12 protein-coding genes are annotated in these 14,606 nt (G+C 62.8%); 3 read left to right on the plus strand and 9 right to left on the minus strand.

What is annotated here, in order from left to right:
- Positions 1-17: 17 nt before the first annotated feature.
- The 5 genes from ETC27_RS02765 to ETC27_RS02785 all read right to left on the minus strand — a co-directional run bounded on the left by ETC27_RS02765 (position 18) and on the right by ETC27_RS02785 (position 6,162).
- Entirely contained in the window at positions 18-980 is a 963-nt protein-coding gene (locus ETC27_RS02765; protein WP_240724769.1) for an SMP-30/gluconolactonase/LRE family protein, read from the minus strand.
- Between the two features lie 41 nt (positions 981-1,021).
- A complete protein-coding gene (araH, locus tag ETC27_RS02770; protein ID WP_136253432.1) occupies positions 1,022-2,035 on the minus strand; it encodes an L-arabinose ABC transporter permease AraH in 1,014 nt (337 codons plus the stop codon).
- 47 nt (positions 2,036-2,082) lie between these two features.
- Entirely contained in the window at positions 2,083-3,576 is a 1,494-nt protein-coding gene (gene araG, locus ETC27_RS02775; protein ID WP_136253433.1) for an L-arabinose ABC transporter ATP-binding protein AraG, read from the minus strand.
- Positions 3,577-3,634: 58 nt separating this feature from the next.
- Entirely contained in the window at positions 3,635-4,627 is a 993-nt protein-coding gene (locus ETC27_RS02780; RefSeq protein ID WP_136253434.1) for an arabinose ABC transporter substrate-binding protein, read from the minus strand.
- 314 nt (positions 4,628-4,941) lie between these two features.
- Complete coding sequence (locus tag ETC27_RS02785; RefSeq protein ID WP_240724770.1) at positions 4,942-6,162, minus strand: aldose epimerase family protein; 1,221 nt, start codon at positions 6,160-6,162, stop codon at positions 4,942-4,944.
- A 164-nt stretch (positions 6,163-6,326) separates the two neighbouring features.
- Between ETC27_RS02785 and ETC27_RS02790 the strand changes: the two genes are divergently transcribed.
- Complete coding sequence (locus ETC27_RS02790; protein WP_136253435.1) at positions 6,327-7,349, plus strand: LysR substrate-binding domain-containing protein; 1,023 nt, start codon at positions 6,327-6,329, stop codon at positions 7,347-7,349.
- Between the two features lie 32 nt (positions 7,350-7,381).
- On the opposite strand, the gene ETC27_RS02795 is transcribed toward ETC27_RS02790, so the two are convergent.
- Together ETC27_RS02795 and ETC27_RS02800 are read right to left on the minus strand one after the other, a co-directional pair.
- Entirely contained in the window at positions 7,382-8,344 is a 963-nt protein-coding gene (locus tag ETC27_RS02795; protein WP_136253436.1) for a DMT family transporter, read from the minus strand.
- A gap of 216 nt (positions 8,345-8,560) precedes the next feature.
- Positions 8,561-10,267, minus strand: a complete 1,707-nt coding sequence (locus tag ETC27_RS02800) for a DEAD/DEAH box helicase (RefSeq protein WP_136253437.1) — start codon at positions 10,265-10,267, stop codon at positions 8,561-8,563.
- A gap of 533 nt (positions 10,268-10,800) precedes the next feature.
- Between ETC27_RS02800 and ETC27_RS02805 the strand changes: the two genes are divergently transcribed.
- Positions 10,801-11,256 (plus strand): YaiI/YqxD family protein, encoded by a 456-nt coding sequence (locus ETC27_RS02805; RefSeq protein ID WP_136253438.1) that lies wholly within the window; start codon positions 10,801-10,803, stop codon positions 11,254-11,256.
- Between the two features lie 174 nt (positions 11,257-11,430).
- On the opposite strand, the gene ETC27_RS02810 is transcribed toward ETC27_RS02805, so the two are convergent.
- Together ETC27_RS02810 and ETC27_RS02815 are read right to left on the minus strand one after the other, a co-directional pair.
- Positions 11,431-12,435: a glutathione S-transferase family protein gene (locus ETC27_RS02810; protein WP_136253439.1), complete on the minus strand. Its 1,005-nt coding sequence runs from the start codon at positions 12,433-12,435 to the stop codon at positions 11,431-11,433.
- 103 nt (positions 12,436-12,538) lie between these two features.
- The gene (locus tag ETC27_RS02815) at positions 12,539-13,441 is read right to left on the minus strand and encodes a LysR family transcriptional regulator (RefSeq protein WP_136253440.1); all 903 of its coding nucleotides are present in this window, start codon (positions 13,439-13,441) and stop codon (positions 12,539-12,541) included.
- A 106-nt stretch (positions 13,442-13,547) separates the two neighbouring features.
- Between ETC27_RS02815 and ETC27_RS02820 the strand changes: the two genes are divergently transcribed.
- Entirely contained in the window at positions 13,548-14,408 is an 861-nt protein-coding gene (locus ETC27_RS02820; RefSeq protein WP_136253441.1) for a pirin family protein, read from the plus strand.
- Positions 14,409-14,606: the final 198 nt, after the last annotated feature.

Here is a 14,606-nt window from a genome sequence, read left to right on the forward strand (position 1 = left end):
GCACTTCGGCCTGCGTGTCAGGGACGCGCCTGAGTGACCTCTTGCTGCAGTTTCTCGTTGCGGCAGCCCTTCACCCGGAAGGGCGTCGCCGACAGGCCCCTGACACCGGGCCGGACCCGAAACAAACCGCCGGCCAGACCCTCGGCATCTCGCTCCTCTGCCGCGGTGGTGATATAGAGCTCATCCAGGTTGGGGCCACCGAAGGCACAGGAGGTAACCCGCGAGGCGGGCAGCGGCAATGTCTCGTCGAGACGGCCATCGGGGGCGAAGCGGCTCACTCGCCCGCCCTCCCAGTGCGCCACCCAAAGCCCGCCCTCGGCGTCACAGGTCATGCCGTCGGGAAAGCCCTGAGTCTCGCTGAGACGGATATGCTCACGCTTATTCGACAGTGAACCATCGGCGGCAAGATCGAAGGCGTAAATCACGCGACGCGGGGTGTCGCTGTGATAGAGGGTGCGACCGTCCGGCGCAATCGCCGGTCCATTGGCGACGCAATAGCCATCATCGTGGCGCTTCAGTTGCTGCCCCGTCAGGCAGTAAAGCGAACCGCTGGCATCGACGGCGGCGTCGTCCATGGAGCCGAACCACAGCCGCCCGTCACGATCGATTTTGGCATCATTGAAGCGATTGCCCGTGGGCTCGTCTTCCGGCGTGGGCCAGGCGGCAACGATACGCGGCCCGTTCGCTTCGAGGCGCAGATGCACCAGGCGAGAACGCAGGCCGGCAATAAAGCCGTCGCCGTCGTCACGGGGCGCCAACCAGCAGCAGGCCTCATCCAGCGGCCAGTCATGCGTCGCGCCGCTTTCTGGGTCGAAGGCCAACAGCCGGGCACCCAGGATATCGACGAACAACAACTGCCCCGCACGGCCCCTCTCGGGACACCAGAGCGGGCCTTCACCCAGTCGAGTACGCGCCGACCATACACATTCCAGTGTCGAGGCATTGAGCATCACCGTCTCCTTACCATAAAGGGGCGCCACGTCCGTCCCCGCCGCCTTCGCCGGGGCGGGGACAAGACGCGTCAGGACCGCTGTCGCCGGGTCTGCTTCCAGCGGTCAAACATCACCGCCAACAGCAGGATGGCGCCACGCACCAGGTACTGATAGAAGGTCGGCACGTTGAGCAGGCCCATGGCATTCTGCACACAGCCCATGATCAATACCCCGACCAGCACACCAGTGATCGAGGCGATGCCCCCGGACAGCGCCACGCCACCCAGCACACAGGCGGAGATCACGGCGAGTTCCAGGCCGAGTGCGGTATTGGGATCCCCAAGGCCCATGCGCGAGGTCAAAAGCACCCCGGCGATGCCGGCAACCACGCCCTGCAGGCCGAAGACGATGATCTTCAAGCGGCGCACGTTAACCCCGGCCAAGGCCGCGGCTTCGGCGTTGCCGCCAGTGGCAAGCACGTTGCGCCCGAAGGCCGTCATGTTGAGCAGGATGCCGAAGATCACGAAGCAGGCGATCATGGTCCACACCGGCAGAGTGAGGCCCAGGAAGGAGGCACTGCCCAGATCGAAGAAGGCCGGCACGGTGATCATCACCGCATCGCCACCGGAGGTGATGTAGGCCAGGCCACGCACGAACTCCATGGCGGCCAGGGTGGCAATCAGGGAGTTGATGCCGAAGCGCGCCACCACGAAGCCGTTGAAGGCCCCCACGGCGCCGCCGGCCACCACCCCGCCGAGCACGCCGATGAAGACGCTACCCGAGGCGGAGGTGGCCACCGCGGCGACCACCCCGGCAAAGGCCACGATGGAGGCGACCGACAGGTCGACCTCACCGAGGGCCAGCACCATCATCATGGTGGTAGCGATGGTGCCGATCAGGGTCACCGATAGCAGTAGCCCGATCATGTTGCGACCGGTGAAGAAGTCGGGGATGAAGACCGACAGTGCCACGAACAGCACGGCGAAGATGGCGATCAGCCCCGAAGTATCGAGAAGGGTCCGCAGCGGCTTGGTCAGCCCCTGGCGGCCCTGCGGCTGGGCCGAAGCATTGTCCTCGCCCTGCACAGTCTTTTGTATCGTCATAGGATTGTCTCTCACAATTGAGGTGATATCAGACGCGGAGAGGTGGTTCAGGCAGGCAGCGCCAGGCCCAGCAAGCGCTCCGGTGTCGCCTCGTCGCGCGCCACGATGTCGACCAGGGCGCCATCACGCATGACGCCGATGCGGTCACAGATCGAGCTGACCTCGGCCAGGTCACTGGAGATCACCACCACGCTCTTGCCCTGATCGGCCAGATCGTAGAGCAGGTTATAGATGTCACGCCGGGCGCCGACGTCGATGCCACGGGTCGGCTCGTCCATGACGAAGAGTTCGATCTCTTCGGACAGCCAGCGCGCCAGGATCACCTTCTGCTGATTACCGCCGGACAGGGTGCTGATACGGGTCCTTGGGCCCGGTGTCTTGATGCTCAGACGCTGGATATACTCGCGGGTATTGGCAAGCTCGAGTGACGGCTGGCGAAAGATCCCCCAACGCTTGAAGAAGCGCCGACAGCTGATATTGAGATTGTCGGTGACACTTGCGATGGGAAAGATGCCCTGAGACTTACGGTCCTCCGGACACATGGCGATACCGGCACGAATCGCCTCGGTGGGCGAGCGAAAGTAACGCGGCTCACCGCCAAAACGCACTTCACCGGCACGTGGGCGTTCGACACCACAGACCAGTCGCATCAGCTCACTGCGCCCGGCGCCGACCAGGCCAAACAGACCAAACACCTCACCTCGCCTGACATCGAAGCTGACCGGTGCATTGAGCCCCTTGCCATCAATGCCATCGATGGCCATCAGCTCGTCGCCGAGCTCCCGGGAACGGTACCCGTAGACGTCCTCGATATCGCGCCCCACCATTTCACTGACCAGGGTGTCGTGATCGAGCGAGTCGAGGCTTTCATGGGTGCGGATGTGCTTGCCGTCACGGAACACGGTGACCGCATCACACATCTCGAACACTTCTTCCATGCGGTGCGTGACATAAAGCACCACGCGTCCCTCGTCACGCAGACGATTGACGATACGCTTGAGTTGGCGGATTTCCTGGACCGAGAGACTGCTGGTCGGTTCGTCGAAGGCGATCACCTTGGCGTCGCGCAATAGCGCGCGGCCGATCTCGATCATCTGCTGCTGACCGATCGATAGATCGCGCACCTTGGTAGCGGGATGGATGGCATCCTCGCCGAGGTCCCGCAGGATGCGCAGGGCCTCCTCGCGCATGCGGCGACGATCAACGAAACCAGCTCGTGCCGGCAATTGTCCGAGCAGCAGGTTCTCGGCCACCGACAGGTTCGGCGACAGCGTCAGTTCCTGATAGATGATGGCAATGCCCCGGGCCAGGGCCTCGCGGGCATTGGCGAAGACATGACGCTCGCCATTAAGCCACAGGGCACCTTCGGTGACGCGATTGACGCCGCTGAGCACCTTGAGCAGGGTCGACTTGCCGGCACCGTTCTCGCCCATCAAGGCATGTACCCGGCCGGCATGAGCCGAAAAACTCATCTGGTCCAGCGCACGCACCCCGGGGAACTCGACGCTGATGCCGTCGAAACGCAGATAGGGTTCTGACATAGGGGCAGACTCCACAGCGGACGGAAAACCCGGCCCACCAGGGACCGGGCAGGCAGGATCAAAGGCCGAGGTCTTCGCGCACGGACTCCCAGTTATCACGCGTCATCAGGGTGCCACCGGTCACGGTGTTGGCCTGTGGCTTGTCGCCCTCTGTGATCCACTCATAGAGGTTCTCTGCACTCTTGCGACCATGCATGGTGGAGCTGACCGCTACGGTGCCGTGGAAACCGGTGGGCTTCTCGCGGGAGAACTCGGCGAAGGCCGCCCCAGAACCGTTGATGCCCACACCGATCACGTCTTCGGCGTCGAGCCCGTACTGCTCGCTGGCGCGCACACCGCCCAGCACACTTTCCTCATTGAGGGCGAAGATGACCCAGTGCTCATAGTCGCCACGCTTGGCAAACACCGGCGAGGCGGCCGAAAAGGCGCTGGCGGTATCACTGTTCTGCTGGGGCGCATCGAAGATGTTGTCTTCGGGGAAGCCTGACTCGAGCAGCGCGTCGGTCGCACCATCGGTGCGTTCCTTGGCGGTCGGCAGCTCGTAGTTGGTGATGCGCAGTGCGGCAACTTCTTCAGGATCCCAGCCGCGAGCGTCCATCTCATCGGCAATGGCGTTACCGACCTGCTGGCCGATCTTGTAGCCGGACATCCCCAGATGCGGCACGCCTTCCATGGGCTCGCCGTCAGAGCCGACAAAGCGGTCATCAACGGTGACCACCTTCATGCCATACTGCTCGGCGCGGTTCATGATCGCCGGGCCCAGCCGCACGTCGGGCGGACAGATCACGAAGCCCTGAGCCCCTTGGGAATGGAGGTTGTCGATTGCGCTGAGCACCTGCTGGCCATCTTCGCCGGCCAGGCGCACCACCTCGAAGCCCTGTTCCTCGCCGAGGGCGGTTGCGGCCTTCTGCTCATTGATGAACCAGGCCTGCTCAGGCTTCTTGACGATGAAGCCCAGTGTAGTGTCGTCCTGAGCCTGGGCACTGCCCAGCGAGGCGAGAGCGATGGCGCCACCGAGCGCCAGACGAGCGAAATGCGATGTGAGTGTCATGCTGACTCTCCTTGAGCCCCTCATGGGGGAGATTATTGTCGTTGTGGGTTAGCTATCACGACGAAGCAACTGAATGGGTCCGATAACACCCCTAACCCTAGCCAGCTCAAGGCATAACCATCTAATACCCATAATCGCTACATCTGATATATTTTTTGATATGACAAGAGCGGCGCCCCACACAGGCTGTGGGATCAGCCCTCAACACGCTCTCGGCGCCGCGGGACTAAAGTGGCAAATCGGCAGAGGGAAACGGCAATGCCCACAGCAAGAAGCCGCCCCGTTGGGCGGCTTCAAGCGGCTATCTATGATGCTCAGGCACCAGGTGTAGCGGTCGAGAAGCGATACACCGTGCGCGATTGATAGGTCTCGCCGGGCTTGAGGATCGTCGAGGGGAAAGCTGGCTGATTGGGCGAGTCCGGAAAATGCTGGGTCTCCAGGGCGAATCCCGAGCGCTTTCCGTAGGGGGCGCCGCCTTTTCCGGTCAGGCTGCCATCGAGGAAGTTTCCCGAATAGAACTGCAGGCCGGGCTCGGTGGTAGCGATCTCTAGCACGCGCCCGCTGCCGGGATCGACGACTCGGGCCGCAGGCCGCGGCGCCTCAAGCGGTGCGCTGTCCATGGCGAGCACGACGTTGTGGTCATAGCCGCCGCCGCGTTCGAGCTGGCGATTGTCGTCGCCGATACGCGCACCGATAGGGGTCGGCTCGCGGAAGTCGAAGGGCGTGCCTGCCACATCGCGGATCTCGCCGGTGGGAATCAGCGTCTCGTCGACCGGCGTGAAGGCATCGCCGTGAATCGTCAGCACGTGATCGAGGATGCTAGGGCTGCCCTCGCCGGCGAGATTGAAGTAGCTATGCTGGGTCAGGTTGACCGGCGTTGCCTCATCGGTCTCGGCGCGATAGCGCACTTCCAAGGCGTCGTCGGTCAGGGTATAGGTGACGGTCGCCGCGAGCCTGCCGGGGTAGCCCTCCTCGCCGTCCTCGCTGATATAGCGCAGAGTGACGCCCTCGCCATCCTCGCTGCTGAACGGCTCGGCCTCCCACAGCCTGCGATCGAAGCCTCGCTGGCCGCCGTGCAGATGGTTGTCGCCGTCGTTAGTGGCCAGCTGATGGGACATGCCGTTCAGGGTGAAGCGCCCGCCGTCGATACGGTTGCCATAGCGGCCGATCAGGGCACCGAAGTAGGGGTTCGCCTGCCGATAGCCCTCGGACAGGTAGCCGTCAAGCGTATCGAAGCCAAGCACGATATCCTCGACATTCCCCTCTCGGTCCGGGGCGCTCAGCGAGACGATGATGCCGCCGTAGTTCATGACCTCGACTGACAGGCCGCGCTCGTTGGCGAGACGGTAAAGGGTGACCTCACGACCGTCGGGTAACTCGCCGAACGGCGAGGCCACGACGCCCCTTTTATGCTGATGATCCAGCATTTTCTCTCCTCTTTCATGAGATGAAGCGTCGGCCATGGCGATGCCATGGCCGATCATGAGCAGGCCGGTGGCCCCGACGATGGCCCGGTATCGTGTCGCATCGAACATAGCAAAAAGTCCTCTTTATCAGGATCGGCACGTTGCGGTAGAACGGTGCTCGATCGCCGCAGGAAAGCGCAGGAGGCGCTCTCCATCGCCACCCTAGGCAAGACCTACCGACAAGGACCAATAATGTTCGCCATGAAGTTCGATACACAAAGCGTTATCGCACCATGAAGGCCACGCATCCGCCCGAGGCTCTGCCACCGGACTGGTTCCTTCGGGCTCGACTAAAGTTCCGGCATCTGCAGCTACTCATCGCTCTCAACGAACACCGCAATCTGCATCGAAGTGCCGAGTGTCTGGGCATGAGTCAGCCGGCGGCCTCCAAGTTGCTCGGTGATCTTGAAACACAGCTCGGCCTGACGCTGTTCGATCGACATGCCCGCGGCGTTACGCCCAACTGGTATGGGGAATCCCTGATTCGCCATGCGCAGGATATCCTGTCGGAACTTCATCACGCCGGCGAGGAACTGAATGCTCTCAAGGCCGGCAACGCGGGCATGGTGGCAGTCGGCACCGTGATGGCACCCGCCGTGACACTGCTCACCAGCGCCATCGAACGCGTGCATCGCGATCTGCCCGGCCTCAAGATCAGCGTCGATGTGGGCGTCAGCAAAGAGCTGGCACACCGGCTGCTCGAGGGCGAGCTGGACTTCGCGATTACCCGCGTCCCCGCCGGCTTCCCCTCAGAACGCTTCGTGTTCGAGGAAATCGGCGAGGAAGCGCTGTGCTTCGTGTGTCGCGAGGGCCACCCCCTCACGGGACACCCGGCGCCAACGCTTCAGGAAATGGCGCAATATCCCTGGGCCATGCAACCTCCCGGGGCGCTGATGCGACAGCGCGTCGACGGACTGTTCCTGTACCACGGGGTCACTCCTCCCCAACAGATCGTCGATACCGCCGACCTGATGGTCGCCCTGGCGCTGGTCGACAAGTCCGACACCCTGACCGTTACCACGCGCGAGGCCGCGGATCTCCTGTGCGCACCCCAGCGCTTTCGCCAGCTGCCCTTCGAAGAACCGCTTAGCGTACAGCCCTACGGTTTGGTGAGCCTGCGGGACCGGCGCCTATCACCGGGTGCTGCGGCACTGATGACCCGCCTGCGTGAGCTTGTCGCGCAACCGGCGGCGCCACACCGGCAGACACGGACAACCCCTTTACTTCCACTGGGCATGGACAGCCCGCCTGAATGACATCGTTGCGACTGCTGGTATCGATAGAGCGTTCAGCGGCCCTTCTTTGACGCCTCGGTGTCCCCCTCCTCTACGCGGCCGTCATCCACCAGCACGGTTTGCGGGTCGGGCGCACCGGCGGCGGCCTTGCGTCGCTGACGAATCAGGTCTAGCAGCCCACCGCCCAGCAGCGAGGCGATGATCAGCGCGCCACCGACGAAGGCCAGCGGCGTCGGGGCCTCACCGATCCACCACCAGACCAGCAGGGTTCCGACCAGGGTCTCGAGCAGCATCATCAGACTGACCTCGGCCCCTGGAAGGTAGCGCGGGCCGGTCTGGATGCAGAAGTAGGCGCCCGGCAGGAAGACCAGGCTCAGCAGCGCCAGCCGCTGGAGATCAGCGGCTGGCGGCAGGGTGGCCCCGCCCAGCAGCAGTGCCGGCAGCAAGATCACCACACAGCCCAGCGGCAGGATCACGGTGGTATCCACGCCCTTCTGGGCGCTGGCCACGCTGGTGTTGATGGCCAGCGCAAACGGCAGGCCCAGCGCCACGATCAGCCCCAGCGGGTTGCCTTTGCCCATCTCACCGGCCGCCATCAGGCTGGCCCCGGCGACGCACAAAAGGATGATCACCCAGGTCTGGCGACGCAGCCGCTGGCCGTAGATCAGCAGGCCGATCAGGCCGGCGATGAGCGGTGCCAGATTCTGGATCACCAGCACATTGCCGGCCGCGGTCAGCCGGTTGGCAATCACAAAACTCCAGGCACCGGCGGCGAAGGCCAACGGGCACCACAACGCCGCCGGCCCGCAGGCGCGCACCGCCGCTGGCAGCTCGCGTCCATAGCGCGCCACGGCCACCAGGATCAACACCGTCCCGAGCAGTAAGGCCCGCCAGAACATGAAGGTGGCGACATCGACCTCGGTATCCTTGACGAAGAGCGCATCCGGCGACAGCAGCAACACGCCCAGCCCGGTGATCAGATAGCCGCGCAGTCGCCATGACAGTCCTTGCCACATCCTTGACCTCCTACTCGATACCCCACCCGGGGCCTGTCCATGAAACTGTCTCTGAAACTGTCTAAAAACTGCCTATAAAAAAACGCAGGCCGGGGAATCCCCGGCCTGCGTGATTGCTGCCTTGGCACCTTCGACTATCCGCTAACGGCTGTCGCTGTGCCATCACCCTTTGGTACGAGAGACTCCGTTGGCCTCACGCCCTGGATGCGCCTGTGATCAGGCCTGCGAGCGACGGCGAATCGGCGCGTCTTCGCTATTGCGACGGCGCGGTGCACGCTCCGGCGAGCCGCCGCTGTCTTCGCTGATCTCAAGCGGACGACCGCCGACCTTGGCGCGGGCCATCTTGGTCAGGATGCTGGCAGGCAGGTTGCTCGGCAACTCGACCACCGAGAAGGCATTGCGAATATCGATGCGACCGATACGCGCGCCTTCGATACCGCCTTCATTGGCCAGCGCACCAACCAGCTGGCCCGGCTTGACGCCATCCTTGTGGCCAACGGCGATGCGGTAGCGGGTCATGCCTTCACGCGGCGCACTGTTCTCGCGACGCTTCGGCTTGCCGCCGTCACGGCCGCTGCGCTCTTTGCTCTCTTTCGGCGCCTGCATACGACCGATCGGTGCTTCATCGGCGCGGGCCATGGCGGCGAAGGCACAGGCCAGCTCGACCGGGTCATGACCTTCAGCGACCATGCGTTCGATCAGTGCACGCTGCTCGTCGCTGCCGGCGGTCAGGGTGCCGATCACGCGCTGATAGAATTTTTCGTCGCGATGAGCACGGATCGCCGCTTCATCAGGCAGCGCCATGTCGCTCATGTGTTGGCCAGTCGCCTGCTCGATCCAGCGAACCTTGCGGGTCTCGCGGAAGCCGGCGAAGGTGATCGCCACGCCGCTACGACCGGCACGACCGGTACGGCCGATACGGTGTGTGTAGGCTTCCGAATCCTGCGGCAGGTCATAGTTGATGACGTGAGTGATGCGCGGGACGTCGAGGCCGCGAGCGGCCACGTCTGTCGCGATCAGCACATCGACCTTGCCACGCTTGAGGCGCGTGATGGTGCGCTCGCGAAGGCTCTGGTCCAGGTCACCGGACAGGCCAGCGGCGTTGACGCCACGCGCGGTCAGCTGCTCGACCAGGGTGGTGCAGGCGGCACGAGTGCGCACGAAGACGATGGCGCCATCGACCGGCTCGACCTCGAGAATACGCGACAGCGCCTCGAGCTTGGCGCCGCCTTCGGCACGCACCAGGCGCTGGTCGATGCTGTCGGCCGTGCCCTTGGCGGATTCGATGGCGACCTTGACCGGATCGACCAGGTAGCGATTGACGATGCGCTCGATTTCGGCCGGCAGGGTCGCGGAGAAAAATACGCGCTGCGCATTTTTCGGGGTATCGGCGACGACACGCTTGACGTCATCGATGAAGCCCATGCGCAGCATTTCGTCGGCTTCGTCGAGTACCAGCGCAGACAGGCCATCAAGCTTCAGGCTGCCACGATCCAGGTGATCGATGATACGGCCCGGAGTGCCGACCACGACTTGTGCGCCACGCTTCAGCGCACTGAGCTGCTCACGATATTCCTGTCCACCACAAAGGGTGGCGACCTGCAGACCCTGCAGATTCTGACCGTACTTGGTGAAAGACACGGCGACCTGCTGAGCCAGTTCGCGGGTCGGGGCCATCACCAGCACCTGCGGCTCACGGCGAGCAAGGTCGATGCGCGAAAGAATCGGCAGCGCGAAGGCTGCGGTCTTGCCGGTACCCGTCTGGGCCTGGCCGATCATGTCACGGCCTTCGAGCAGGGCAGGAATGGTCTGCGCCTGGATCGGAGAGGGAGTTTCGTAGCCCAGAGTATCGAGGGCAGTCAGCACGGCAGGCAGCAGTGCCATTTCGCCGAAGCTCGGCGAGGCGACAGAAGTCGAGGTCATCAATCACACCTTGGTAGGCCGGTCAGTACCGGCAACAGAAATTGTTGGCGTCCCCGACCCGGAACACGCAATAACACAGGATCCACAAAGGGCCTGTCGGGTCGAATGCGAGCCACCCGTCGTGGGGCTGGCTCGGGGCGGAGTCTGGGACGCCGGTCGCACCTGGCATTCGGTTCACGTCGTGAGCGGGCAGGACCCGGATCAAACGAGCATCAAACAAGCGATTTGGCTTGCCAGAAACTCTCGGCGAACCGCTGTGGCGACCTTGGCACCTTGCCGACTGGCAGTGGGCGCTCCATCTACAAATCCAGACGCACTGGGCGAGACCTTGGGTCTGCCCCGGGCGAACACTTGGCGAGCCCGGTCACAGCGCTTGGTCGCGGATCATCGCGCCTGGCGTCTTGCGAAAGCTTGCCATCCCTACCCAACGTGGGCGGGTGCAATTCGTCATGATGGTGGGGGTCAACACATGCGAGGAGAGCGCATGCTACCATTGTAGCCCTCGCCATTCCAACCTTTTTCGGGAGCCGTTAATGCCTAGCCTGTGGGTCGATGCTGACGCCTGTCCGCGTGTCGCACGCGAAATCATCGTGCGCGCCGCGGAGCGTACCCAAACGCCGACCTGGTTCGTTGCCAACCATCAGGTGCCGCTTCCGCCCTCTCCCTGGGTCAAGCCGCTGGCAGTCGCGAGCGGCTTCGATGTCGCCGACGACGAGATCGTTCGTCGCTTGACGCCCGGCGACCTGCTGGTGACCGCCGACCTGCCGCTGGCTCAGGAAGCCATCGAAAAGGGCGCCGCCGTGATGACCAACCGCGGCGAAGCACTGGATCACAGCAATATCCGCGCTCGGGTACAAATGAGGGACTTTATGGAAACGATGCGCTCAAGCGGCGAGCACACCGGCGGCCCCAAGGGCTATTCGGACGTCGACCGCCGGGAATTCGCCAACGCCCTGGACCGCTGGCTGGCCAAGAATACCCGCGCCTGAATACCCGTTTATCCACTCGCCAAATGATAGTGGCCTATCGCCACATGGACTCGAGCGGCACCGGGGACAGGCCTGAGCAAAGGTCATTCTTCAGGGATGAAGAAGATAGCGCCCAGGGAGGGGTTCACAGCGCCTTCGCGAAGGCTTGTCCCCGGGATAGCCGCCCCCCAGGCATCACGCCTTTTCCCTGATGCCCCGCCCGGAAAGACGCTCGCGGTCGTGGGGACGCTCAAGGTCGAGCGCGGGCCCCTTGGGCACGATACGCGCCGGATTGATGGTGTCGTGGCTGTAGTAGTAGTGGCGCTTGATGTGATCCATGTTCACCGTCTCCTTGATGCCAGGCCACTGATACAGCTCGCGGACATAGTTCGACAGATTCGGGTAATCCTCGATGCGGCGGATATTGCACTTGAAGTGACCGTGGTAGACGGCATCGAAGCGAATCAGCGTGGTAAACAAGCGAATGTCCGCCTCGGTGAACCACTCGCCGGCCAGGTAGCGCTGCTCGCTGAGCCGGGCTTCCATGCTATCGAGCGCCTCGAAGAGTGCAGTGACATGCTTCTCGTAGACGGCCTGCTCGGTGGCGAAGCCTGACTTGTAGACACCGTTATTGATGTGGTCGTAGACATCGGCGTTGACCGCATCGATGGTCTCGCGCAGATCGGCGGGATAGAAATCCAGACGATTGCCGGTTATGCCGTCAAAGGCATCGTTGAACATGCGCAGCAAGTCGGCGGATTCGTTACTGACGATGTTGCCAGCGGACTTGTCCCACAGCGCGGGCACCGTCACGCGGCCGGTGTAGTGCGGGTCGGTGAGGGTGTATAGCTCGCGGTGATAGCTCACACCATTAATGGGGTCACCGCTCGAGCCCTCTTCTTCGTTGTAGCTCCAGCCCTGATCCAGCATCAGCGGACTGACATGCGAGGTACCGATCAGGTCATCGAGCCCCTTAAGGTGGCGCATGATCAGGGCCCGGTGCGCCCAGGGGCAGGCCAACGAGACATAGAGGTGATATCGATCGGCTTCGGCGCGCCTCCCCGGCTGACCATCAGGTCCTTCGCTGCCATCGGCGGTCACCCAGTCGCGAAGCTGTGCCGACTCACGAACAAATTCCCCTCCATGTTTCTTGGTGTCGTACCACTGATCGTGCCAATTACCATCGATCAACAGGCCCATATGCCCTCCTCAAAACGCGCTACTAACGTATTCCCCGCAGAATACGCCAACTCTACAGGCGCTCAAGCGCGTATTTTCCGGCGTTTCATTCGATGAGATCGAATCATTCTGAAGAAGTGGCCTCCCACTCGCTCACCGACTGCATCAACGCTGCCGCCATGGCGCGGGTTGCTGGCCCCGCTCGGTCGCGATCACGATGGATCAACTGGAATGGCACCTCGCGGACACCGCCAACCAATAGCGGCAGGGGCAGGAGCTCACCGCGGGACAGCGCAGGCTCAATCAGCGTCTTTGGCACCCAGGCAAACCCCAGGCCACGCTTGAGCATATCCACCGAGGTGGCCAGATGACTGACGGTCCAGCGCTGCTCGGCCTTCAACCAGCCGGCATCCATGGCCTCGCGCTGCGCTGAGTCACGCACCACCAGTTGCCGGTGCTGTTCCAGGTCACGCAGGTCCAGTGGACGGCCTAGCCGATGCAAGGCGTGATCGGGATGGGCGACGGCCAGGAAGGTCACTGTCGCCAGCGGTTCGCCGAGAAAGCCTTGCGCCGCGAGCCCCGAGGCCACCAGATCAGCTCGGCCGTCATAGAGCATTTCGACTCCGCCGTTGAGTACCGTCTCATGTAGCTGTATCCGGACATGAGGGAAGGCTTGCGAGAAGCGCTCAAGTGCCAAGGCCAACACGTCCGGCGGGAATATCTGATCGATGGCCAGCACCACCTCGGCTTCCAGTCCCTCGGCAAGACTGTCAGCCACTTCCTCTAGCGCCTCGGCGCTCTCGATCAGCTGACGGGCCCTGCGCAGCAGCATTTCGCCGGGTTCGGTGAGTCGCACATTGCGCCCCACTGGCTCGAGGACCTTGACGCCCAACTGCTCTTCAAGCTTGTGCACCGCATGATTGAGCGTCGACGGACTCTTGTGCACGACCTGGGCCGCACGCGCGAAGCCGCCATGATCGACAACCGCCGCCAGCATCTGCCACTGCGAAAGCGTCACTCGAGACATTTCGATTTCCTCGAACCATTTAAGCAAAACTATGCGCTATCGTTGCGCCAGGTTCATGATCAACAATCCGCGCCATGGATACCAGACCCCAGGCGGAGGATGACTCATGCGTGCACCCCTCGACACACATCACAACGAACGCCACATCGAACGTCGCCTGGCCGCGCAGCCAAGCCAGGATGGCGACGGCGTCAAAATCAAGCGCCTGCATGATTTCGGCGGTGGCCTCGATCCCTTCCTGATGCTCGACGAGCTGGGATCGGATCGCCCCGACGACTATATCGGCGGCTTTCCGCCTCACCCACACCGCGGCATTCAGACCCTGACGTACGTGATCAATGGCGGCCTGACCCATGAAGATCATCTCGGGCACTCAAGTACCATAGAGGCGGGTGATGCGCAGTGGATGCATACCGGACGCGGCATCATCCACTCAGAAATGCCGCTTACCGATCACCATGGCCTACATGCTTTCCAACTGTGGTTGAGCCTGGCGGCCCGCGATAAAATGAGCCCGGCGACCTATCGCGACGTGAAAGCCGACGAGATGCCACAACTCACGCAAGCAGGCGCACGCCTGACGGCGCTGGGTGGACATTGGCAGGCGAGTAGCGGTGATGCCATCGATGGTCCACTGGATGCACTGGCTGGCAAGGGAGCAGTGGCGCACCTGAGCCTTGATAAAGGCGCTTCTTTTGCTCTCATGAGCAGCGCCCCTACCCTGCTGGCCTATGTCTTCGACGGCGCACTGGAGATTGCCGGCGAGCACGTGGCCGCCGGGGAACTGGTGCGCCTGACAGAGGGCGACCAGTTTTCGTTGTTCAGCCAGGGCAGGGCTCAGGCCCTACTGCTGGCCGGTACGCCGCATCGTGAGCCGATCGCCCACTACGGTCCTTTCGTGATGAACACAGAGGCAGAACTTCAACAGGCACTGCGCGATTACCGTGACGGTTCACTGACTGTTTGATCTCGCGCACGATGCCAGCCAGAGGAATGCCAGTGAATATTGAGGTCTTACAAGCAAATCAAGGGTAATTTTCTGGCTTTTCTCTCGGTTTGTGACGACACTTCCCAGGCCCTGGGCGAAAGATGGTGAGCTTACACTCACTGTACACATGTACAGACTAGGCAGGTCATACGTCATGGGGTAAGGTTCTCATGCCTT

This window comes from Onishia niordana, assembly GCF_004798965.1.
Classification (GTDB): domain Bacteria; phylum Pseudomonadota; class Gammaproteobacteria; order Pseudomonadales; family Halomonadaceae; genus Onishia; species Onishia niordana.

Bases quoted from the DNA above. Each gene is read 5' to 3' on its own strand.
- araH (WP_136253432.1), bottom strand. From the start codon at position 2,035: ATGACGATACAAAAGACTGTGCAGGGCGAGGACAATGCTTCGGCCCAG.
- araG (WP_136253433.1), bottom strand. From the start codon at position 3,576: ATGTCAGAACCCTATCTGCGTTTCGACGGCATCAGCGTCGAGTTCCCC.
- ETC27_RS02780 (WP_136253434.1), bottom strand. From the start codon at position 4,627: ATGACACTCACATCGCATTTCGCTCGTCTGGCGCTCGGTGGCGCCATC.
- ETC27_RS02785 (WP_240724770.1), bottom strand. From the start codon at position 6,162: ATGTTCGATGCGACACGATACCGGGCCATCGTCGGGGCCACCGGCCTG.
- ETC27_RS02790 (WP_136253435.1), top strand. From the start codon at position 6,327: ATGAAGGCCACGCATCCGCCCGAGGCTCTGCCACCGGACTGGTTCCTT.
- ETC27_RS02795 (WP_136253436.1), bottom strand. From the start codon at position 8,344: ATGTGGCAAGGACTGTCATGGCGACTGCGCGGCTATCTGATCACCGGG.
- ETC27_RS02800 (WP_136253437.1), bottom strand. From the start codon at position 10,267: ATGACCTCGACTTCTGTCGCCTCGCCGAGCTTCGGCGAAATGGCACTG.
- ETC27_RS02805 (WP_136253438.1), top strand. From the start codon at position 10,801: ATGCCTAGCCTGTGGGTCGATGCTGACGCCTGTCCGCGTGTCGCACGC.
- ETC27_RS02810 (WP_136253439.1), bottom strand. From the start codon at position 12,435: ATGGGCCTGTTGATCGATGGTAATTGGCACGATCAGTGGTACGACACC.
- ETC27_RS02815 (WP_136253440.1), bottom strand. From the start codon at position 13,441: ATGTCTCGAGTGACGCTTTCGCAGTGGCAGATGCTGGCGGCGGTTGTC.
- ETC27_RS02820 (WP_136253441.1), top strand. From the start codon at position 13,548: ATGCGTGCACCCCTCGACACACATCACAACGAACGCCACATCGAACGT.